The sequence below is a fragment of the Pseudomonas sp. GW821-FHT05H12 genome (assembly GCF_059419385.1).
In genome coordinates, this window is sequence record NZ_JBWKRS010000004.1 from 19,687 (window position 1) to 41,040 (window position 21,354).

At 64.6% G+C, this 21,354-nt stretch carries 13 protein-coding genes; 4 read left to right on the forward strand and 9 right to left on the reverse strand.

Annotated features, from left to right (window positions below):
• The first annotated feature begins 25 nt into the window (after positions 1 to 25).
• Together AC07SU_RS04660 and AC07SU_RS04665 are read left to right on the forward strand one after the other, a co-directional pair.
• Positions 26 to 958: a flavin-nucleotide-binding protein gene (locus AC07SU_RS04660; RefSeq protein WP_494996336.1), complete on the forward strand. Its 933-nt coding sequence runs from the start codon at positions 26 to 28 to the stop codon at positions 956 to 958.
• Positions 959 to 1,148: 190 nt separating this feature from the next.
• Positions 1,149 to 1,553 (forward strand): RidA family protein, encoded by a 405-nt coding sequence (locus AC07SU_RS04665; RefSeq protein WP_494996337.1) that lies wholly within the window; start codon positions 1,149 to 1,151, stop codon positions 1,551 to 1,553.
• A gap of 90 nt (positions 1,554 to 1,643) precedes the next feature.
• Here AC07SU_RS04665 and adeC read toward each other — a convergent pair whose 3' ends face one another.
• Both adeC and AC07SU_RS04675 read right to left on the reverse strand, forming a co-directional pair.
• Positions 1,644 to 3,095: an AdeC/AdeK/OprM family multidrug efflux complex outer membrane factor gene (adeC, locus tag AC07SU_RS04670; protein ID WP_494996338.1), complete on the reverse strand. Its 1,452-nt coding sequence runs from the start codon at positions 3,093 to 3,095 to the stop codon at positions 1,644 to 1,646.
• Positions 3,095 to 3,889: a helix-turn-helix transcriptional regulator gene (locus AC07SU_RS04675; protein WP_494996339.1), complete on the reverse strand. Its 795-nt coding sequence runs from the start codon at positions 3,887 to 3,889 to the stop codon at positions 3,095 to 3,097. Before AC07SU_RS04675 ends, adeC begins: the two co-directional genes overlap by 1 nt.
• A 490-nt stretch (positions 3,890 to 4,379) precedes the next feature.
• Here AC07SU_RS04675 and AC07SU_RS04680 point away from each other — a divergent pair, with 490 nt between their 5' ends.
• A complete protein-coding gene (locus tag AC07SU_RS04680) occupies positions 4,380 to 10,601 on the forward strand; it encodes an amino acid adenylation domain-containing protein (RefSeq protein WP_494996340.1) in 6,222 nt (2,073 codons plus the stop codon).
• A 411-nt stretch (positions 10,602 to 11,012) separates the two neighbouring features.
• Here AC07SU_RS04680 and AC07SU_RS04685 read toward each other — a convergent pair whose 3' ends face one another.
• From AC07SU_RS04685 to AC07SU_RS04715, 7 genes are read right to left on the reverse strand one after another with little or no spacing between them, the layout of a single operon-like run.
• The gene (locus tag AC07SU_RS04685) at positions 11,013 to 12,125 is read right to left on the reverse strand and encodes an LLM class flavin-dependent oxidoreductase (protein ID WP_494996341.1); all 1,113 of its coding nucleotides are present in this window, start codon (positions 12,123 to 12,125) and stop codon (positions 11,013 to 11,015) included.
• 1 nt (position 12,126) lies between these two features.
• A complete protein-coding gene (locus AC07SU_RS04690) occupies positions 12,127 to 13,080 on the reverse strand; it encodes an LLM class flavin-dependent oxidoreductase (protein WP_494996342.1) in 954 nt (317 codons plus the stop codon).
• Positions 13,081 to 13,096: 16 nt separating this feature from the next.
• Positions 13,097 to 14,074 (reverse strand): LLM class flavin-dependent oxidoreductase, encoded by a 978-nt coding sequence (locus AC07SU_RS04695; RefSeq protein WP_494996343.1) that lies wholly within the window; start codon positions 14,072 to 14,074, stop codon positions 13,097 to 13,099.
• Positions 14,071 to 15,060, reverse strand: coding sequence for an LLM class flavin-dependent oxidoreductase (locus AC07SU_RS04700; protein ID WP_494996344.1), 990 nt, complete (start codon positions 15,058 to 15,060; stop codon positions 14,071 to 14,073). Before AC07SU_RS04700 ends, AC07SU_RS04695 begins: the two co-directional genes overlap by 4 nt.
• Positions 15,057 to 15,971 (reverse strand): 5'/3'-nucleotidase SurE, encoded by a 915-nt coding sequence (locus AC07SU_RS04705; protein WP_494996345.1) that lies wholly within the window; start codon positions 15,969 to 15,971, stop codon positions 15,057 to 15,059. The genes AC07SU_RS04700 and AC07SU_RS04705 overlap by 4 nt, the downstream gene beginning before the upstream one ends.
• Positions 15,968 to 17,305, reverse strand: a complete 1,338-nt coding sequence (locus AC07SU_RS04710; RefSeq protein WP_494996346.1) for an LLM class flavin-dependent oxidoreductase — start codon at positions 17,303 to 17,305, stop codon at positions 15,968 to 15,970. Before AC07SU_RS04710 ends, AC07SU_RS04705 begins: the two co-directional genes overlap by 4 nt.
• 57 nt (positions 17,306 to 17,362) lie before the next feature.
• On the reverse strand, positions 17,363 to 19,798 hold the full coding sequence (locus tag AC07SU_RS04715) for a TonB-dependent receptor plug domain-containing protein (RefSeq protein WP_494996347.1): 2,436 nt from the start codon (positions 19,796 to 19,798) through the stop codon (positions 17,363 to 17,365).
• A gap of 354 nt (positions 19,799 to 20,152) precedes the next feature.
• On the opposite strand from AC07SU_RS04715, the gene AC07SU_RS04720 reads away from it, so the two are divergent.
• On the forward strand, positions 20,153 to 21,151 hold the full coding sequence (locus tag AC07SU_RS04720; protein WP_494996348.1) for a P1 family peptidase: 999 nt from the start codon (positions 20,153 to 20,155) through the stop codon (positions 21,149 to 21,151).
• The last annotated feature ends 203 nt before the right edge of the window (positions 21,152 to 21,354 follow it).

Consider the following 21,354-nt stretch of genomic DNA (forward strand, 5'->3'; position numbering starts at 1 on the left):
GGGCATCTACTGGGAGGTACGCGCCATGAACCTGATCGAACAGTCTGTGTGGCATGCCGGTGAACGACAGATTCAAGAAGCCGTGGGCGTGGCCGACCGCATGGCGGTGGTTGGGCCCAAGGTGATCCGCGATCACCTGCCGGAACAGCATCGGGATTTCTACCCGTTGTTGCCCTACCTGCTGCTCGGCGTGGTAGACGAGCATGGCATTCCCTGGGCGACGATGGTGGAAGGTGCGCCGGGGTTTGTCCATTCGCCGGACCCTTACACCTTGCAGGTCGACAGCCTGCCGTCGGCCTCTGACCCGGCCCGCAACGCCTTGCACGAAGGCGCAGCAATCGGGCTGTTGGGCATCGACCTCAACACCCGCCGCCGCAACCGCATGAACGGCCGGATTGGCGCCCTTGATCACGACGGCTTTTCAATCGACGTGGTGCAGACCTACGGCAACTGCCCCAAATACATCCAACTGCGCCCGGTCGACGCGATCGCCCGCAAGCCCGGCAGCCTCGTCGAGCGTGCCGATGGGCTGGACGATACAGCCCGCGCCATGATCCGCAACGCGGATACATTCTTCGTCGCCAGCTACGTGGACGTGCAAGACGAACGCTCGGTGGACGTGTCTCACCGAGGCGGCAATACCGGGTTTGTACGCGTCGACGGCAACGTCCTGACCATCCCCGACTTCGCCGGCAACCAGTTCTTCAACACCCTGGGCAACTTGCAGGCCAACCCGGTGGCGGGGTTGTTGTTCATCGATTTTGAGTCGGGCGATGTATTGCAGCTAAGCGGGCGCACGGCGTTGATCCTCGAAGGCCCTGAAGTGGCGCAGTTTGAAGGGGCACAACGGCTGTGGACAGTGACCGTGGAACACATGATCCGACGCCCCGGGGCATTGGCGTTGCGCTGGCAGTTTGACGAGTTTTCACCGTTCAGCCTGGCCATGGGGCCCTGGTAACCTGACCAAAGATGACCCTGTAGTGAGCGAGCTTGCCTCGCGCGGCGGCGTATCAGGCTCCTTATTTACACCTGACACACCGCCGCGCGAGGCAAGCTCGCTCACTACAAGTGTTGCGGGATGTTGAACCGGCAGAGTGCGTGAGGCCGATGGGGTAGCCTTGTTTGCCCACCGACAACAAGGAAGCGTCATGCAACGAAAGGTCATCAATCCCACAACGGTATTCAACGCCCTGCAATACGGCTTCAGCCAGGCCCTTGAGGTTCCACAGGGCCGGCGCATCATGTTGTCCGGTCAGGTAGGGGTGGATGCAAACGAGCGCACGGTAGGCCCGGGTATGGCCGAGCAGACCGCCACGGCGCTGGACAATATCGACAAGATCCTGGCCGAGGCGGGCGGCGATCTGTCCCATGTGATCATGCTGCGGCTGTACATCGCCGAGTCCGCCCGCAACCAGCAGGAGCCGATTGCCCAGGCGTTGCGCGAGCGGTTCCCGCACAACCCGCCGCCGTCCTCATGGATTATCGTCAGCGGGTTGTCGTTGCCCGAATGGCTGATCGAAATCGAAGCCGAGGCAGTCATACCGGCCGCCTAAATCACCTGTAGGAGCCGGCTTGCCGGCGATAGCAATCTGTCAGTCACGCCTGCGCTGTCTGTTACACCGCCATCGCCGGCAAGCCGGCTCCTACAGGACGGTAGTGTTTTCGGGAGTATCGGCCGCAGCAGTCGGGCTTGGGTTGACGTTCCACGCGCCGCCCAACGCCGTGTACAGGTTCACCTCCGCCACCAACTGCGCCAGCCGGTCGACGATCAGCGCCTGTTGCGAGGTGAACAGCGAACGCTGGGCATCGAGGAACGTCAGGTTGCTGTCGACGCCGCTGCGGTAGCGGTGCTGCGCCAGGTCGTAATACGCCTGGTTGGCGGCGACAAAATCGCGCTGCGCTTCCAACTGGTCGTTGAAGGTCTGACGCGCAGCGAGGCCATCGGCGACTTCCTGGAAGGCGGTCTGGATGGATTTCTCGTACTGGGCCACGCCGATGTCTTTTTGCAGCTTCGCGTAGTCGAGGCTGGCGCGCAGGCTGCCGGCGTTGAAGATCGGCAGGTTGATCTGCGGCTGGAACGTCCAGGTGCCCGCGCCGCCCTTGAACAGCCCGGACAGTTCATTGCTGGTGCTGCCGGCGTTGGCAGTCAGGCTGATCGACGGAAAGAATGCCGCTCGGGCCGCGCCGATGTTCGCGTTGGCCGCCTGCAGCTGGTATTCGGCCTGCAGGATGTCCGGGCGCCGTTGCAGCAGGTCCGACGGCAGGCCGGCCGGCACGCGTGCCACCAGGTCGTCGGCCAGCGGGCGTGACGGCAGGCGCTCATCCACCGGACCGCCGACCAGCAGCGCGAGGCTGTTGAGGTCCTGGGCAACCTGGCGTTCATAACGGGCCACGCTGGCGCGGGTGCTCTCGACCGCCGTACGGGCCTGCACCACATCCAGCGCCGAGGCTTTGCCGGCGCTTTTGCTGCGGCTGGTCAACTGCCAGCTGTGATCGTTTGCGACCAGCGTCTGCTGGGCCAGGGCCAGCAATTCCTGATCAGCGCGCCAGGTCAGGTAGGCATTGGCGACGTTGGCCACCAGGCTCAATTGCGCGCTGCGGCGTGCTTCTTCGGTGCCCAGGTAAGCCAGCATCGCCTGTTCGCTGAGGCTGCGCACACGGCCGAACAGGTCCAGCTCATACGCGCTGATGCCCAGCGTTGCGGAGTAGTTGGAGGTGATCGCAGGCTTGCCGGTGCCCGTTACGTCGCCGGGCAATCGCTGGCGTTTGCCAGCCCCGGTGGCGGAAACCGCCGGGAACAGGTCCGCGCGCTGGATGCGGTATTGCGCCTGGAAGGCTTCCACATTCAGTGCGGCCACTCGCAGGTCGCGGTTGTTGGCCAATGCGTCGCCGATCAACTGCTGCAAGGCTGGGTCGTGGAACAGTTGCCGCCAGTCCGGCGTAACTGCCACGGTGCCGGCTTGCGCCAGGCGATAGACCCCGCCTTGAGGAAACTGCGCCGGCACCGGCGCCTCGGGGCGCTGGTACTCGGGGATCAACGAGCAGCCGCCGAGCATCCAGGCCAGGCCAACGCCCGTGAGGGTCTGTCTGTTCATCAGGCGCCTACCATCCATTTGGCCAGGCCGTGGCGCCCGCTCACGCCCAACTTGGCGGCGGCGCGCTTGAGGTAGGTCTCGATCGAGCTGTTTTTCACGCTGAGTTTTTCCGCCATTTGCGGCACGGTGCCGCCGGTCAACAAGCCCAGGCACACTTCCTGCTCCCGGGCCGACAGGGTGATATCGCTGAGGGACAAGCGTTTGTAGAACTCACGTTGCAACTGCGACTGCTCCAGCAAACTGTGCGCCGGCTCGGTGGAGGCGGGCGGCGCCTGGCGCAGGATCTGCGCGTGGCGTTCCATCAACGGCAACAGCGTGTCCGACAGGCTCTTGAGAAACGACAGCTCCGCCAGGGAAAACCCACGCTGGCCCGGCAAGCGGTACAGCGAAATCACACAGCGCCGGTTGCCCTGGCGTGACACCAGGTTGCACTGGTGCGACGTGCCGCGCAGGTGCGTGCTCTTGGCCTTGGCCTTCATCTGGATCAGCAGCGGGTCCTGCATGCCGAGCATTTCCCGCAGCAGTGGGTGGTCGTTGAGCGGGTGCAGCGTCTGGGAAATCGGCAGGTCCTTGTTCAGGCCGGCGCTGCCCAGCAGCTTGATGTCGAGCACGCTGTCGCGAGGTTCGTCGAGGGTCCATTCACTCAAGTCCACCAGGTGAATCGGTACCCATTTGTCCACGAGGTGCAGCATCTTGCTGGCAAATTCCTCGTGGCCGCTGGTTGAAATCAACTCGCCCATTTCGGCGTAGAAATGCGGGCTTTCCGTGTTGTTGATGCTGCGCGTCAAACTCATAGCCATCTCATCCTTGAAGTCGAACACCGTCAACGGACTCCCTGGGCCTCTGCGGGGGCGATCCGTTCCTCATGAACGTGAGTCGGCGCTCGAGAGTGCATTTAGCCAGTGGATTTGTCCTACGTATGTAGCGGAAACGTGGGACACAAGCTGCCATAAAAACATCGTCATTAATTCGACGTTTCTGACGGCGCATTCCGCCGAAGATATTTCATTCAGGGCATTTAGAGTTTTTTAACTATCTGAAAAATAAAGATAAAAATGATATGCGGAGCCAATTCGGTAAAAACGACATCGGCCAGATATAGCCAATTTCCTACACTCATTTAATCGATTCAGCAGTGAACCATCAGCAGGCCCTGTTTCGATCCGTTTGGATGTCCGGGTTTCGGGTGACAGACAGTCCCCCACCCCCATGCTCAAATCCGGCAATTTCGCCGTCATGGGCCTCCCTGCGCGGCCAGTGCCTGCCCCCCATGAGAAGGATCTTATGAAGCATTTCCCCAGCCTGCCGGCCAGCTTCCCCCTCACCGCCGCGCAACAGGACATCTGGCTCGACCAACTGCGTGCAGGCGACTCACCGTTGTACAACATCGGCGGTTATGTCGATTTCGCCGGTGCGGTGGTGCCCGAATTGATCCAGCGCGCCATCGAGCAACTGGTCGCCAAGCACGATGCCTTGCGTACCCAGTTGCACAGCGATGCCGATGGCCTGCCTCGGCAGACATTTGCCGACGAATTGCCGGCTGAAGTGGCCCTGCACGATTTTTCTGCGCTGCCCGACCCTCAGGCCGCTGCCCAGGCCCTGATGCATGCGCACATGGCCCGACCCTATGCCCTGCAAGGCGAGCCGCTGTTCCGGTTTTTCCTGGTCAAGCTCGATGACAGCCACTATCGCCTGGGCACACAAGCCCACCACCTGATCCTTGACGGCTGGGGCTTCGGCCAGATGCTGCAATCCCTGGCGCGCCTGTACACCGCCCTGGAACAGGGGCGGCAACCCGAACCGCTGGCGCCGTCCTATGTCGACTTTATCGAGGCCGACCAGCGTTACCACCAGTCGCCACGCTACGCACGCGACCGGGCCTATTGGCTGGACAAATACCAGGCACTGCCCGAGCCACTGCTCACACCCCGGTACACCGCGCAAGCCGCCAGCAATACCTTCGTGCAACCCTTTCCCGTGACCTTGCTCGACCGCATGGAACAAGTGGCCAACCGTTACCAGGCGTCGGCGTTCCATGTGCTGCTGGCGGCGATGTACGTGTACTTCACTCGCACCCATCAGCGCGATGAGTGGGTCGTGGGGCTGCCGATCCTCAATCGCTCCAACGCACGTTTCCGCTCCACCGTCGGGCTGTTCACCCAGGTCAGTGCGGTACGGTTTCAGTTCAGCGAACAGTTGCCGTTCAGCGCGCTGGTGCGCGGGGTGCGTGACCAGCTCAAGCAGGACTTCCGCCATCAGCGCTTCCCCTTGAGCGACATGAACCGCGAGCTGGGCCTGCGCCGTGCGGATCGCGGCCAGTTATTCGACCTGTCGGTGTCGTTCGAGCAGGACGACCATGACCTGCGCTACGGCCAGGTCCAGGCGCGGGCGGTCAAGGTGTCCAACCTGCATGAACCGTTGCCCCTCGCCATCCACTTGCGCAGCAACCGCTACCAGGACACCGCGTGCCTGCATTGCGTGTACAACGAAGCCTATTTGCAGCACGACGAAGTGCAGGCACTGGCACAGCGCTTTACCTGGTTGCTGGAGCAAGGGCTGGAAGACACCGCGTTGCAAGTCGGCGAGTTTTCCCTCGTAACGCCTGCCGAACAGGTGCTGCTGCAGCGCTGGAACGCCACTGCCCAACCCAACACTGAGCGGCACACCCTGCACGGGCGCATCGAAGCCCAGGCGGCCCGTACACCGGAGGCCATCGCGGCGATTTATCAGGGCCGGCACCTGACCTACGCCCAGCTCAATCAACAGGCCAATGCGTTGGCCCATCGCCTGCTGGAACACGGCGTGCAACCGGATGACCGCGTGGTGATCCTGGCCCGGCGCAGCCTGGAAACCCTGGTGGGGTTGCTGGCGATTCTCAAATCCGGCGCCTGCTATGTACCGGTGGACCCGGCCCATCCGGCCGAGCGCTTGAATTACCTGCTGCAAGACAGTGCTCCGGTGGTGATGCTGACCCAGCACGACCTGCTGCACCGCCTGCCGGCATCGAACGTGCCGGTGATCGAGCTGGACCGCCCCACCTTCCACCTGGGCAGCAATCCGCGTGTGGCTGTCACGCCTTCGAACCTGGCTTACGTGATCTACACCTCCGGCTCCACGGGTTTGCCCAAGGGCGTGATGGTCGAGCACCACACCGTGTCGAACCTGGTGGACTGGCATTGCCAGGCGTTTCACCTGCGCGCCGGCAGCCACACCGCCAGCGTCGCCGGGTTCGGGTTTGACGCGATGGCCTGGGAAGTCTGGCCGGCATTGTGCGTAGGCGCGACGTTGCACCTGCCACCCGCTCACGAGGGCGCGGAAGACATCGACGCGCTGCTGGGCTGGTGGCAGGCGCAGCCACTGGACGTGTGCTTCCTGCCCACGCCCGTGGCCGAGTACGCCTTCAGCCAGCGCCTGGAACACCCGACCCTGCACACCTTGCTGATCGGCGGCGACCGCTTGCGCACCTTCACCCGGGCGCAGACGTTTGATGTGATCAACAACTATGGCCCCACCGAAGCCACGGTGGTCGCCACGTCGGGCCGCGTGGACGTCGGCCAGCCGTTGCACATTGGCGGGCCGATCGCCAATGCCCGGGTGTACCTGCTCGACGAGCAGCAGCGCCCTGTGCCGATCGGCGCGGCGGGGGAGCTGTATGTGGGCGGCAAGGGCGTGGCGCGGGGCTACCTGAACCGTCCCGAACTCAGCGCCGAGCGCTTCCTCGACGATCCGTTCAACGAGGGCCGCATGTACCGCACCGGCGACTTGGCGCGCTGGCTGCCCGACGGCAACCTCGACTACCTGGGGCGCAACGACGACCAGGTGAAAATCCGTGGGGTGCGGATCGAACTGGGCGAAATCGAGTCCGCCCTGGCCACCCATCCCCAGGTCCAGGAAGCCGTGGTGCAGTACCGCGACGGCCAATTGCTGGCCTGGTTCGTCCCGCGTGAACCGGTGGCCATCGAAGCCCTGCGTACCCATCTGCAGGCCACGTTGCCGGACTACATGCTGCCGGCTGCCTACATGGCACTCGATACGCTGCCGCTGACCGCCAACGGCAAGCTCGATCGCAAGGCCCTGCCGGCGCCGACCCAGGAGGCCTTTGTCACCCGCCGGTATGAAGCGCCGCACCCTGGGGTGGAAACCCTGCTGGCAGAGATCTGGACCGAGCTGTTGCAGGTGCAGCAGATCGGTCGGCATGACCATTTCTTCGAGCTGGGCGGGCATTCGTTGCTGGCCGTGCAACTGGTGCAGCGCATGCGCCAGGTGGGCCTGCGCGCCGATGTGCAGGTGCTGTTCGGCCAGCCAACCCTGGCGGCGTTGGCGGCGGCGAGTGCAGCCGGCGACGTGGAGGCGACCGAATTGGCCGGCCCGGACGACGCCGGCCTGGCGCGCATCGTCGCGAGCATTCCCGGCGGTGCGGCGAACATACAAGACGTCTACCCCTTGGCCCCGTTGCAGGAAGGCTTGCTCTACCACCACATCACCGATGAGCACGACCCGTATCAGCAGCAGGCCCTGTTCAGCTTTGCCCGCCGCGACCAGTTGGATGCTTTTGCCCAGGCCCTGCAACAGGTGATCAACCGCCACGATATCCTGCGCACCAGCCTGGTCTGGGACGCCCTGGAACAACCGATGCAAGTGGTGTGGCGCACCGCGCCGTTGCGTGTCGAACCCATGGGCGAACACCCTGCGCCGCTGGACCTGCGCCAGGCACCGCTGATGGCCCTGGACTATGCCGAAGAGCCCCACGCGCAACGCTGGATCGCGCGATTGCGCTTCCACCATTTGGTCAATGACGCCACGTCCACCACGATCCTGATGCAGGAGATCCGTGCCCACCTGCTGGGCCAGCAGGCGCAGTTGCCCGTGCCGGTGCCGTATCGCAACGTGGTGGTACAGGCCCGGTCTCCGGCTCGGCAAGCGGCGCACGAGGGGTTTTTCCGCGAGCAGTTGGGAGACGTGGACGAGCCGACCCTGGCGTTCGGCTTGCAGGAACGCCAGGCGGATCGGGCGCAGACCGAAGAGGCTGCACGCCCATTGAAGGACAGCCTCAATCAGCGCTTGCGTGGCCAGGCGCGTGGCTTGGGGGTCAGCGTCGCCAGTGTGTTCCACCTGGCCTGGGCCCAGGTGCTTGCCCGTGTCAGCAGCCGTGAAGACGTGGTGTTCGGCACCGTATTGCTCGGCCGCTTGCAGGCGGGCGAGGGCGCCGACCGCGCCCTGGGTATGTTCATCAACACCTTGCCGTTGCGCTTGCGGTTGGCCGGCCAGAGCGTGGCCGATGCACTGCGCGACACCCACGCGCGGCTCAGTGCGTTGCTGGTCCACGAGCAGGCTTCCCTGGCTCTGGCCCAGCGTTGCAGCAGTGCATCGCCGCTGTTCAACAGCTTGCTCAACTACCGCCATACCGACGCCGAGCGCGACCTGACCCTGGTGCCGGGCATCGCCTTGATCAGCAGCGAAGACATCCTCAGCTACCCGTTGATGCTCACCGTGGACGACACCGCCAATGGCTTCCTGCTCAAGGCCAAGGCCCCGCTCAAGGTGGGGGCCGAGCGCCTGCTGGACTACCTGGAGACCGTGCTGACCCACCTGGTGGAGGCTCTGGAGCATGCGCCGCAAACACCATTGCGCGAGGTGCCGGTGCTGCCCGCCGGTGAACTGAACACCCTGCTGGTTGACTTCAACGCCACCGAGACCGACTACCCCGACACCCTCACCGTGCAAGCGCTGTTCGAAGCCCATGCGCGGCATACTCCCCACGCCATTGCCGTACAGGCCGGCGAGCGGCAGCTCACCTATCGCGAGCTCAATGAGCGCGCCAATCGGCTCGCCTTCTACCTGCGCGAGCGCGGTGTGCAGCCGGACGCGCGGGTGGCGCTGTGCGTCGAGCGCGGGCTGGACCTGGTGGTGGGCTTGCTGGCCATCCTCAAGGCCGGCGGCGCCTATGTGCCGCTGGACCCGGGCTACCCCCGCGAACGGCTCGCCTACATGCTGCAAGACAGCCAGCCGGTGGCGCTGCTGGTGCACGCGGCGACCCGTGACCTTACGGGTGACGTATCGATCCCGGTCATCGACTTCGACCATTGCGCCTGGAGCCAGGCGCCCAGCGGCAACCCCTTGGTGCCGGGCCTGAGCGTCGCCAACCTGGCTTACGTGATGTACACCTCCGGCTCCACCGGCACGCCCAAGGGCGTGATGATCGAGCATCGCGGCCTGGGCAACCTGATGCACTGGGGCTCCCGGCTGTGCCCGAACGCCGAAGGCGGCGCGTTGCTGCAGCGTGCGCCGTTCAGCTTCGACGGTTCGGTGTGGGAGCTGTTCTGGCCGCTCACCAACGGCATGCGCCTGGTGCTGGCGCGGCCCGACGGCCACCGCGAACCGGCCTACCTGGCGCAGGTGATTCGCGAGCAGCAGATCACCGTTATCAAGTTCGTACCGGCCATGTTGCAGCAGTTCCTTGAGTTGGAAGAGTCCGCCTTGTGCACCAGCCTTACTGACGTGCTGTGTGGCGGTGGTGAACTCACCGAAGCCCTGGCCCGAGGCGTGCAAGCCCGCTTGCCGGGAGTGCGTTTGCATAACGTCTATGGCCCTACCGAAGCCACGGTGGACAGCAGCGCCTGGACACTGGAGCCCGGCGCGGCGGTGCCGGCGTTGCAGTTGCCGATTGGCCGGGCGATAGACAACACGCGCCTGTATGTGCTCGATGAACACGATGCGCCGGTGCCGATGGGCGTCAGCGGCCAACTGCACATTGGTGGGGTGGGGGTTGCCCGTGGTTACCTGGGGTTGGCGCAGTTGACGGCCGAGCGCTTTATCGACAGCCCGTTTGTCGAAGGCGATCGGCTGTATCGCACCGGCGACCTGGTGCGTTATCTGCCCGATGGCAACCTTGAATTCCTCGGGCGCAATGACTTCCAGGTGAAGTTGCGCGGGGTGCGCCTGGAACTGGGGGAAATCGAGTCACGGTTGGCGGCGCATCCGGCGTTGCGCGAAGTGGCGGTGCTGATCCGGGACGAGCGCCTGGTGGCGTATTTCACCGTGCGCGGGGAGGCGCCAGCGTTGGACCTGTTGCGAGCCCATGTGCTGGAGCACTTGCCCGAATACATGGTGCCGGCGGCGTTTGTGCAACTGGAGGCGCTGCCACTCAATCCGGCGGGCAAGCTGGATCGCAAGGCATTGCCGGAACCGGGGTTGGAGTCGGTGCTCAGCCGGGCTTATGAGGCGCCGGTTGGCGAGGTGGAAACCTTGATGGCGGGCATCTGGGCCGAGGTCCTGAAATTGGAACGGGTGGGGCGGCATGACCACTTTTTCGAGTTGGGTGGGCATTCGTTGCTGGCGGTGAACTTGGTGGCTCGTTTGCGCAAGGCGGGGTTGGAGGTGGATGCGCGCACGTTGTTCAGCCAGCCGACGTTGGCGCAATTGGCGGCTTGCACGGTGGCGCAGGTGCAGCGGGTGGAAGTGCCTGAGACTGCCATTCCGCAGCTCAATCGCCGGCGCCGTATCTGACTGCGGCGCCACCTGTGGGAGCTGGCTTGCCTGCGATGGCGGTTTGTCGGTGTACATATCCGTTGTTGTGGTAACGGCTACTTAGGGTTTCGCTCTTACAGCGACTCACTTTTGGAGGAGCCCAAAAGTAAGCAAAAGGCTCTTGCCCCACCACTCGGCACCTCGCTTAGGCTCGGTGTGCCCTCACTCCGGCTTGAGTCCGTGGGCCGCCGTCATGGGCCATCCCTGGCCCAGGACGGCTAACCCGGCGTCCTGCCGGGTTACCCACGGATTCAAGCCTGCGTTCGGCCAGCGTGGTTGACGGGGCGCCTCAGATCAAAATCAAAAGCGACTCGCTACGCATCGTGGATGCGTTTTTTTCCTCTGTAGGAGCCGGCTTGCCGGCGATGGCGCCAGACCTGTCGGCAACGCTCAGGCGGCCAGGTTGCGCAACAACGGCAACACCTCCGCCCCCACATGAATCGCTTCCTCCAAATGTGGAAAACCCGACAGGATAAAACTGTCCACCCCCAGCTGGTGATACTCCTCGATCCGCTCCGCCACCCGGGCATAACTGCCCACCAGCGCGGTACCCGCACCACCCCTGACCAAGCCCACACCGGCCCACAGGTTGGCCGACACTTCCAGCTCACGGGCGCCACGGCCACGGCCTTGCATCAGTTGGGTCTGGCGGTTCTGGCCGACCGATTCATAGGCTGCCATCTGCCGCTGTGCCTGATCGATGGCGTCCTTGGGGATTTCTTGCAGCAGATGTTCCACATGGGCCCACGCGGCGTCGTCGGTGGGGGCGGCGAACACGTGCAGGCGCAGGCCGAAGCGCAAGATGCGGTCCTGGGCGGCGGCCAGGTCGCGCATGCGCTGGATGCGTTCGGCGATCATCGCCGGTGGTTCGCACCACATCAGGTAGGTTTGCCCATGGGCCGCGCCCACCCGCTCGGCGGCTTCGGAGGCGCCGCCGAAGTAGATCGGCGGTGCTTCGGCGCCCGGTGCAATCGGCGTATGGATCGCGCTGCGGTAGTAGCGGCCCGGATGGGTCGGCGGTTGCCCGGCCCACACGGCCTGGAACATCTGCAGGAATTCAGCCGTGCGCGCATAACGCTCGTCATGCTCCAGGAAATCTCCCAGCGAGCGCTGTTCAAAGCGGCTGGAGCCGGTCACCACGTGCAGCGCCAGGCGGTTTTCGCTGAGCAGCTGCAAGGTGGCCGCACGGTGCGCGGTGTAGGCGGGCAACTCGGTGCCAGGGCGCAGGGTGAGCAGAAACTTCAGGCGGCGTACTTCCTGGGCCAGCACGGCGGTGATCAGCCACGGGTCTTCGAAGCCGCTGGCGGTGGGCACCATGATGCCGTCGAAACCGGCCTGTTCGGTGGCGCGCACGATCTGGCGCAGGTAGTCCAGGGTGGGCGCGCGTTCGCCTTGTTGGAACAGCCCGACCTTGGGCAAGCCGCTGCTGGTGAGGTGGCGACCGTCGCCATTGGTGGGCAGGAACCAGTCGAGCTGGATCGGTGGGCGTACGTCTGTGCTCATGCTACGGGCGCTCCTTGCGCAAGAGGGGCAGTACCTGTTCGCCAAACCGCAGCACATCGCCCACGGCCGGCCCGCCTTCGAGGATCAGCTGTTTCAAGCCCAGCCCGTGCAGTTCCTGCAGGCGCGTGGCGATCTGCTGCGGCGTGCCCACCAGGATCAGCGGTTGCCCCGGTGCGCGTTGCAGCAGGTTCGGGTGCACTTCCCATTGGCGCAGCGGGTGGCGTGCGCGGGGCAGGGTGGCGAGCAGTTCGTCTGGGACGTCCGCCACGGGCAACAACGCGGCGGCGGTCTCCCAGGCCAGGTCTTCGCTGTCGCCGAGGATCAGGCCGAAGGTGCAGGCGAAACCCAGCGCTGGCTGAATCGCCCGCCAGCGCTGGATCTCCTTGGCGAGGGCCTTGGGAGCGCCAGGCGTGAGCAGGCAGGTCTGGGCATGGGCGCTTACCAGGCTGTGGCTCTGGCTGTCGTCGAGAATCAACCCGGGAGCGGGCAGTTCACGGCGGGCAACGCCGGCGTTTTCCAGTTGGAAATACCGGCCCTGGTAATCCAGGCCCGTATCATCGGGCGCCAGCAGCTGCTGCAGGATCTCCAGATACTCGCCGATGCGCTCGCTGCGCTGGTCACGGTTGAGCCATTCGCCAAAGGCGCTGCGTTCACTGTTGGGCAGGTGCAATTGCACCCGGTGCCCGCTGATCGATTGCAGGCTTTGCAAGGTCGTGGCCAGCGCGGCGGGCAGCATCACTTCGGGTGGCACGCTGACCGACAAGCTCACCCGCCGCGTGTGCGCACACAACGCCGCCGCCACGCCCAGGCTGTCAGCGCACAGCGCACCACCGGGAATCCACAGGCCGTCGAGGCCGGCGTATTCCACGGCCTGGGCCAGTTGAATCCATTGCCCCGGCCGCGCCGCCCAGTCGGGGGTACACAGGGGCATCAGCCAGCTGAATTCAAGGGGCATGCATAAGCTCCGTCAGTCATCGTCTTTTCCAACCCAAGGCCGGGGCGATGTCCCGGGCAATCGTTTCCAGGCGCTTGAGGATCTGCGCCTGGGTCGAGCTTTCCGCCTGGACCACGGCGATCACGTAATCAGCATAAGGCAGCAGCGCAGGATCCTGTTGCAAGCTTTCGATCACTTCATCGGGATGGCCGTGGTGCACATTCATCAGGCGCAAATGGGCCTGCAGGTCCACCGCCTCGTCGATCAGCCCTTCACGTTGCAGGCGCGGGATATGCCGTTCGATGTCCACCGCCAGTTCGGCCTGGGCGTCGGCGCGGCTGGGTGCCGGGAAAATCGCACGGACCACGCCGATACGTGGCGAGCGGTCGGTGTGTGACCAGGCTTGCAAGTAAGCCTCGGCCAGTGGTTTTTGCACGGTGAGTGGGTCGTGGGTCGCGGTGCCCAACAGCAGGCCGTTGCCTTGTCGGGCCGTGTAGACCGCACCATCGATGCTGCCGTGGGAATGCCACAGGCGCTCCCCCAGGCGAGGCGCGGGAGGTTGCAGGGTCAATTCACCGGCGAGCGCCTCGCCGGCCAGCAGGTGCTGCAAGCGTTGCTGATGCTCGGCAAATTCCACTTGGCGCTGGGCGGGGTCACGGTCAAACGCGCTGAAGTTATCCAGGTTCGCGCCGCCGCTGCCCAGGCCCAATTGCACTCGGCCGCCACTCAACGCGTCGAGCACGCTGGCGTCTTCGGCCAGGCGGATCGGGTCTTCAAATGGCAGCACAATCACCCCGGTACCCAGCTCGATCCGCTGGGTACGCTCGGCCACCGCAGCCAACAACACCAGCGGTGAAGGCAGCCGGCCGAAGCCGTTGCTCAGATGGTGCTGGGCGATCCAGCCGCCGTCGAAGCCCAGCGCTTCGGCGACTTCGAATTGTTCGATCAGGTCGCGGTAGACCTGCTGCGGGTCGTCGCCAAAGGCGTGGCTGAGAAAGCCCAGTTTGAAGGTCATGACAGGGCTCCTGAGGGCCGGGCCGGTTGCCAGCCCAAGGCCGGGGCGATGTGTTCGCGCAGGGTTTCCAGGGCGCGGATGGCGTCGCGCAGCGGTGTGCTGACGGTCTGTACTTGCAGGATCAGGTGGTCGTGGGCCGTCAATACCGGGCCTTGCTGCAACTGCTCGACGATGCGCTCCACCGGGCCATGCAGGATGCCCAGGCGTTCGAGCGTGGTGTCGAAGTCATCGTCAAGCGCACCCTTGAATACGCCGATGCGTTGCTGGCGCTCCACATACGCCAGGATGTCGCGGCGCGTGGCGTCGCCGGGCGACGGAAGCAGCGCCTGCACCCGCACAACGCGGGCCGGAGTACCGTTGTCGCCGGTCCAGGCATTGCGGTAGCGCTCCACCAACTCCACGCCAGCGTGCGCCGGTAAGTGGGGGTTCGGCGCCATGATCAGGCCGTGGCCACGTTCCGCCACCCGCTCTACCCGTGAGGTGGCCTCCCACACGCGGTGGCTCAGGCCATTGGCCCGTGGCAGCAGGCGCGCCCCGTTATCAGCCAGTGGCGCGTTGCCCAGGGCTTGGAGCAACTGCTGCAGGTGCTGCTCGTAATCCCGGTGCCTTGCCTCATGTTCCCGGCCAAAGGCCAGGAACGTCTCGGGATCAAACCCCGCGCCAAGGCCCAATTCCAGGCGGCCGTTGCAGAGCAGGTCCAACACCGCCGCGTCTTCGGCCAGGCGCAGAGGGGCTTCCTGGGGCAGCACGATAATCCCCGTGCCCAGGCTGATACGCCGCGTGTGCTGGGCAATCGCGGCGAGCAACACCAGTGGCGAAGGCAGGCGCCCGTGCTCACTGGCAAAATGGTGCTGCGCGACCCAGCCACTGTCGAAGCCCAGTTCTTCGGCGGCTTTGAACAACGTCAGGGTGTCGCGATAAACCTTGGGATCAGCGCTGGGGCTGTAGACGCGACTGAGAAACCCCAGGGAAAAGCCTGTGCTCATGGTGTCAGCTCCCGGGTCAATTGTTTTTGCAGCGCAGGATCGGCATTGAGGGATTCCGGCAGGCCACTGAACGGGCTGATGGTCAGGTAGCCTTTGTTCAGCCACACGGCTTCATCATGCTGTTGTGCGGCGGTGGCAGCAGGGCTGTACTGGAACCCGATGCCCGGTTTTCCCGGCAGGTTGAACCGCTTGAGGTCGTCGGTGTACAGCGCCTCAAACCCCACGTAGCTACCAATCCGCGTGAGTTTCACGCCCTTGGGCTGTGCCTCTTTAGGCAGGTTGATGTTCAGGCCCAGGCCCGTTGGCAGCAGGGCGCCGTTGGGTAGGCGATGGCGGTCGAGGACTTGTACCAACTTCGCCACCCACCGGGCGACGCGCTGTGGGTCTTGTTCTTTCAGGTCGGTACTCACCGCCAGTGCGGGGATGCCCGCCTGCACCGCCGCGCTGGCGGCGTTGAACGTACCCGATGCCAGGTTGATTGCGCCCAGGTTGTTGCCGGGGTTGGGGCCGACGATGACCAGGTCGGGGTGGGGCAGGACTTTTTTCAGGCCCATCAGCAGCGCCATCACCGAGGTGCCGCTGATTTCGATCTGCACGGCCTTGCCGGCGCACTCAGGGCTTTGGCACACGCCGTTTTCGTGGGTGCTGATGTAGTAACTGTCGGGGTAGGCGGGGTCGCTGTCGCGGCCCACGCTGACTTCACGACCAAAGAAGAACGCACCGCCGCGCGCGCTCTGGTCGCTCTGTGGTGCGGCGATCCGCACGGTATGCCCCTGGGCCTTGAGCTCGGTGTACAAGGCGCGAATATTCGGGTGCTGATAGCCGTCGTCATTGGTCAGCAAGATGTTCAAGGCAAAGGCTTTGCACGCGAACACACTGCCACAGGCCAGCATCCAGGCGCTGCGTTTCATGCAGGGGCCTCCGTCGTAAAACGATTGGCGGGGCGTGGCAGGCCAAGGTTTTCGCGCAAGGTGGTGCCTTCGTAGGCTTCGCGAAACAGCCCGCGCGCCTGCAACAGCGGAATGACCCGGTCGACAAACAGGTCGATGGCGCCGGGGAAATACGGGAAGAACACGTTGAAACCATCACAGGCCCGCGCCTGGAACCACGCCTCGAAGTGGTCGGCCACGTCTTCGGCCGTGCCGATCACCGGGTTGCCACCGGCCAGGCGCAGGTACAGCTGGCGGATGCTCAGGTTTTCCTTGCGCGCCAGTTCCAGCACCTTGTCACGCCGGCTGCCGCGTTGGCCGACCGGCGTGTCGGGCAGCGGGCCGTCGAGGTCATGGCCCGACAGGTCGATGTCCTCGCCCAGGGTGTCCGCCAGCAGGCGCAGGCCCAGCACCGGGTCGATCAGGGCCTGGAATTCCTCGAAGAGTGCCAGGGCCTGTTCACGGGTGTCGGCGATGAAGGGGGTGATGCCCGGCAGGATCTTGATGTGGTCCGGGTCGCGGCCGAAGGCGACGGCGCGTTGTTTGATGTCCTGGTAGAACGCCTGGGCGCTTTCCACGTCATGGGCATGGGCAAAGATCAGCTCGGCGACCCGGGCCGCGAGGTTCTTACCCGGCTCCGATGCGCCGGCCTGAACCAGCACCGGATGACCCTGGGGCGAGCGCGCCACGTTGAGCGGGCCGCGCACCGAGAAATGCTCGCCGCGATGGTTGAGGGTGTGCAATTTGGCCGGGTCGAAATACTCGCCACTGGCTTTGTCGCGGGTGAAGGCGTCGTCGTCCCAACTGTCCCACAGGCCCTGGACCACATCATGGAATTCTTCGGCGCGCTGATAGCGGTCGCCGTGGTCCACATGGTTTTCGCGACCGAAATTCCACGCTTCATCCGAGACCACCGAGGTCACCAGGTTCCAGGCCGCGCGGCCCTTGGACAGGTGGTCGAGGGACGCGAATTTGCGCGCGATGTGGTAGGGCTCGTTGTAAGTGGTGGTGGCGGTGACGATCAGGCCGATGTGCCGGGTGACGGCGGCCAGGGCCGACATCAGGGTCAGGGGTTCGAAATGCTCGGCGCGCGCCGTGCGGCTCAAGGCATCGTGATGATGCCCCCACAGCGCGACCACGTCGGCGATGAACAACGCATCGAACTTGCCGCGTTCGGCGGTCTGGGCGATGTGCTTGAAGTGCTCGAAATCCAGGCTGGCATCCGCCTGGGCCAAGGGGTGGCGCCAGGCAGCGACATGGTGGCCGCTGTTGGCGAGAAACGCCCCTAGCTTGAGTTGATCGGTGCGACGGGTCATGAGCAGGCTCCCATTCAAGTCAGGCACGGGGCTGGCGAACCGGCCCCGTGCACCAGGTCAGAAGTTGTAGGTCACGCCGGTGTACCAGTAGCCGCCGGTGGTGCCGTAGGGCGAGAAGTTGCCGTACGGGAAACCACCCGAACTGCTGGCCAGGTCGGTGCGCTCCGGGTACTTGTTGAACAGGTTGTTGGCGCCGGCATTGAGGGTGACGGCTTTGGTCAGGTGGTAGTCGATGTTCAGGTCGGTGATCCACGCGGGCGAGAAAGTACGGTCGTAAATCTCGGCGGTGCCGTATTGGGTGTACTCGCCGTAGCGCGTCAGGTTGAGCGCCACTTCCAGCTTGTCGTAGGTCCAGGTGGTGCCCAGCAGCAACTTGGATTGCGGCAAGCCGTACTTGAGGTTGCCCTGGCGCTGGCGGTCATAACCGCCGTCCGGGCCGAGTGCCTGTGCGGCAACGGCTGAGGCATGGATGTCGTCGATCTGGGTGGTGTTCCAGTTGAAGCCCGCCGAGTATTTCAGGCTGCCCCAGGCGCCGATGTCCTGGCGGTAGTCGCCCACCAGGTCGACGCCGCGCGTGGTGGTGTCCAATGCGTTGGTGAAGTAAGTGACCGCCTGGTTCGGGTTGAGGCCGGCAGCCGCGAGGATCGCGTTGATCTGCGCGGTGCCGCCAAGGTAGCCGGTCTGGGCGATGCGGTCCTTGATCTTGATCTGGTACGCATCGAGGGTGATGTTGGTGGCATCGGTGGGTTGCAGGGTGAAGCCGACGCTGAAGTTGGTGGATTTTTCCGGCTTGAGCTTGCTGGCGCCGAGGGCCTTGGCCACGTCGGAGTCCACCGCCACGTTGCGGTAGTCAAACAGTTGGCCGTTGACGCTGGTCTGCGAGGTGGCGCTGTAGATCTGCTGGGCCAGGGACGGCGCACGGAAGCCCGTGCTGACGGTGCCGCGCACGGCCAGGATCGGGGTCAACTGGTAACGGGTGGAGAACTTGCCGTTGGTGGTGGTGCCGGAGCCGTCGTTGTAATGCTCGTAGCGCCCGGCCAGGTCCACGTGCCACTTGTCGGTGAAGTCCTGCCCGATTTCGCCGTAGCCCGCCAGGCTGGTGCGGCTTTTCTGCGCGGCATCGGCCGGGGTGGTGCCAGCGCCGGAGATGGTGCCGGGTGGGATCAAGGCACCGTTGGCGCCTGTGGTGAACGGCCCGCTGGCATAGGAGGCGAGGTCGCCCTTGCCGATCTTGTAGTCCTCGTAGCGTTGTTCCAGGCCCCAGGAAATCTGGGTCGGCTTGTACAGGCCCAAGTCAAAGGCGCGGGTCAGGTCGAGGTTGTTGGTCCACTGGCTGAAGGTCTTCACGCCGGTGTCCACCGAGGTCGGCGACGTCGGGCCGTAGCTCAGGTTGTAGGTGTCGGTGAGCGTGGCGCGGGCATGGTCCTGGCCGAAGGTGCTGGACAGGTCGTAGTCCCAACCGGCGGCCTTGCCTTTGCCGCCGAATGCGACCTGGAAGTCCTCTTCGATGAAGCGCAGGTTGTCTTCGATGCCTTCCGGGTACGGCGTCTGGATACCGTTGAAGCTCGACGGCTGGTGGAAGGCCAGGGGTTTTTCCGAGTTGCGGTGGGTGTAGGTGGAGAACGAATACAGGGTCAGCGCGTCATCCACCGGCAGCTCGGCGTTGTAGCCCAGGCTGAAGTTTTTCGCCTCGGGCAGGCCGGTGCCGTAGTAAGTGTGTTGCTGGCTGGTGTTGCCGGCGGAGTCGGTGTACGGCGCGTTGTCGGAGCGGTCGGAGACGTTTTGCTTCTTCGCGTCCAGGGCCAGGTTGATGAAGCCGTCGTTGGGCAGGGCCAGGCCGACGTTGCCGGTCTGGCGCACGGTTTCGCCGTCGCCGTTTTCATAGTTCTGGCCGTAGCTGGTGGACAGGCTGCCACCGTGGTCGGTCTGCTTGAGCACCACGTTGACCACGCCGCCAATCGCGTCCGAGCCGTACTGGGCCGAGGCGCCATCGCGCAGCACTTCGACGTGATCCACCAGCGCCGTGGGGATCATGTCGAGATCCACCGGCTGCGAACCGGAGTTGAGGTAGGTGCCGTTGTTGAGCAGTGCGCTGTTGTGACGGCGCTTGCCGTTTACCAGCACCAGCACCTGGTCGCCGTTGAGGCCACGCAGGCTGATGGGGCGCACCACCGAGGTGGAACCGAAACCGGACGACGCCGGCTGGTTGAGCGACGGCAACACTTTGCTCAAGGCGCGGGTCAGGTCACCTTGCCCGGTGGCCAGCAGTTGCTTGGAAGAAATCACATCCACCGGCGCCGGGCTCTCGGCCAGGGTGCGCGCCTGGCCACGGTTGCCGATCACCACCACGGTGTCCAGCGGGTTGTCGCTGGCCGGGGCATCGGCGGCGAGGGCCAGGCTGCTGTAGCTGGCCGCCTCGCACAGGGCGATAAATAACAGGGTATGGGCGAAGGCCTTGCCGGGTCGGCTGCCGGCGGCGCGTGATGCATTCATGATGGGAAACACTCCAGTTGGTTAAGGCGTTGGGCCTTGATCGAGGTCGGCTTGTTGGGTTCAAGCTCTGGTGAGAGGCTGGAGAGCAAAGGCTGTGCCATCGTTAAAAAGTTATTAAAAACAATGGGTTGTTATGTGGTGATAGAGCGTTTTGGTGTTTTTCTAACAGCGCCATCAGCAGGCTGCTGATTTTCCTACAGCACCCATCGCCCCTTTAGGAGCCGGCTTGCCGGCGATGAGGCCCCCCGACCTAGCACACGCTATCGCCGGCAAGCCGGCTCCTACAGAGAACGGTGTTTGGCATAGCCCTTGCTGCCTTCGGGCCATACCTCAACCCAAGGAAGCTTTTTTTGTATGCCTAGACCCGGCCCGCGCAACGCCCTCACCGATATCCCAGGCCTCACGGTCGGCCACGCCACGGACCTGCACGTCGACACCGGCGTCACGGTGATCCGCCCCGATGGCTTCTGGACCGCCAGCATCGACATTCGCGGCGGCGGCCCAGGCGGGCGGGAAACCGCGGCGCTGGAGCCCGAAAATATGGTCGGCCAACTCCACGCGCTGGTATTCGCCGGCGGCTCGGTATTCGGCCTGGGCGCGGCGGATGCCGTGGCGGCGAAACTCTCCCAGGACCAGGTGGGCCTGCACCTCAAGCCCGGTGCGCCGGCCATCCCCATCGTGCCCGCTGCGGTGCTGCATGACCTGGCCAATGGCGGCGACAAGGATTGGGGCCTGGAGCCGCCTTATCGGCGCCTGGGCTTTGAAGCGCTGGCCAATGCCGGTGAAACGTTTGAACTGGGCTCGGTGGGCGCTGGCCGTGGCGCCATGGCCGGGGTGTTGAAAGGCGGGCTGGGCACTGCCTCGCTGGACCTGGGCGACGGGCTGGTGGTCGCCGCATTGGTGGTCGCCAACCCCATCGGCTCGGTGTACATGCCCGACGGCCAAACCTTCTGGGCCTGGCCCTGGGAAGTGGCGGGGGAGTTCGGTGGCCAGCGGCCGCAAACGGAGATGGATTGCAGCGACCCAATGCCGGAACTGTCGCGCCTGGACTCCATGGGCCGCCTGCAAGCCGGCGCCAACACTACGCTGGTGGTGGTGGCCTGCACGGCGCAATTAACCGTGGCCGAATGCAAGCGCGTGGCGATCATGGCCCAGGACGGCATAGCGCGAGCGGTGCGGCCGGCGCATTTGCCGTTTGATGGCGACACAGTGTTTGCCCTGGCCTCAGCGGGGGTGGCCTTAACCGATGGGCCACGGCGGCAGGTGGAAATCGGCCGGATTGGCGCCGCAGCGGCCGATTGTGTGGCGCGAGGGATTGCGCGCGGCGTATTTGCTGCGCGCCAACCCCTGTAGGTGCCGGCTTGCCGGCGATGGCGGTGTGTCAGCCCGCTTATCTGGCACTGATACACCGCTATCGCAGGCAAGCCAGCTCCCACATTTGGATCTCCATTTATCAGGTAGACAGTGGTGTGCCCTTGCCCTTGCCCTTGCCCTGGCTCTGGCTCTGGCTTTTGATGTGGCTTTTGATCTTGATCTTAGGCGCCCCGTTAAACCAC

Excerpts from the sequence above, each read along its gene's own strand:
- AC07SU_RS04660 (WP_494996336.1), top strand. The coding sequence starts at position 26 with ATGAACCTGATCGAACAGTCTGTGTGGCATGCCGGTGAACGACAGATT.
- AC07SU_RS04665 (WP_494996337.1), top strand. The coding sequence starts at position 1,149 with ATGCAACGAAAGGTCATCAATCCCACAACGGTATTCAACGCCCTGCAA.
- adeC (WP_494996338.1), bottom strand. The coding sequence starts at position 3,095 with ATGAACAGACAGACCCTCACGGGCGTTGGCCTGGCCTGGATGCTCGGC.
- AC07SU_RS04675 (WP_494996339.1), bottom strand. The coding sequence starts at position 3,889 with ATGAGTTTGACGCGCAGCATCAACAACACGGAAAGCCCGCATTTCTAC.
- AC07SU_RS04680 (WP_494996340.1), top strand. The coding sequence starts at position 4,380 with ATGAAGCATTTCCCCAGCCTGCCGGCCAGCTTCCCCCTCACCGCCGCG.
- AC07SU_RS04685 (WP_494996341.1), bottom strand. The coding sequence starts at position 12,125 with ATGAGCACAGACGTACGCCCACCGATCCAGCTCGACTGGTTCCTGCCC.
- AC07SU_RS04690 (WP_494996342.1), bottom strand. The coding sequence starts at position 13,080 with ATGCCCCTTGAATTCAGCTGGCTGATGCCCCTGTGTACCCCCGACTGG.
- AC07SU_RS04695 (WP_494996343.1), bottom strand. The coding sequence starts at position 14,074 with ATGACCTTCAAACTGGGCTTTCTCAGCCACGCCTTTGGCGACGACCCG.
- AC07SU_RS04700 (WP_494996344.1), bottom strand. The coding sequence starts at position 15,060 with ATGAGCACAGGCTTTTCCCTGGGGTTTCTCAGTCGCGTCTACAGCCCC.
- AC07SU_RS04705 (WP_494996345.1), bottom strand. The coding sequence starts at position 15,971 with ATGAAACGCAGCGCCTGGATGCTGGCCTGTGGCAGTGTGTTCGCGTGC.
- AC07SU_RS04710 (WP_494996346.1), bottom strand. The coding sequence starts at position 17,305 with ATGACCCGTCGCACCGATCAACTCAAGCTAGGGGCGTTTCTCGCCAAC.
- AC07SU_RS04715 (WP_494996347.1), bottom strand. The coding sequence starts at position 19,798 with ATGAATGCATCACGCGCCGCCGGCAGCCGACCCGGCAAGGCCTTCGCC.
- AC07SU_RS04720 (WP_494996348.1), top strand. The coding sequence starts at position 20,153 with ATGCCTAGACCCGGCCCGCGCAACGCCCTCACCGATATCCCAGGCCTC.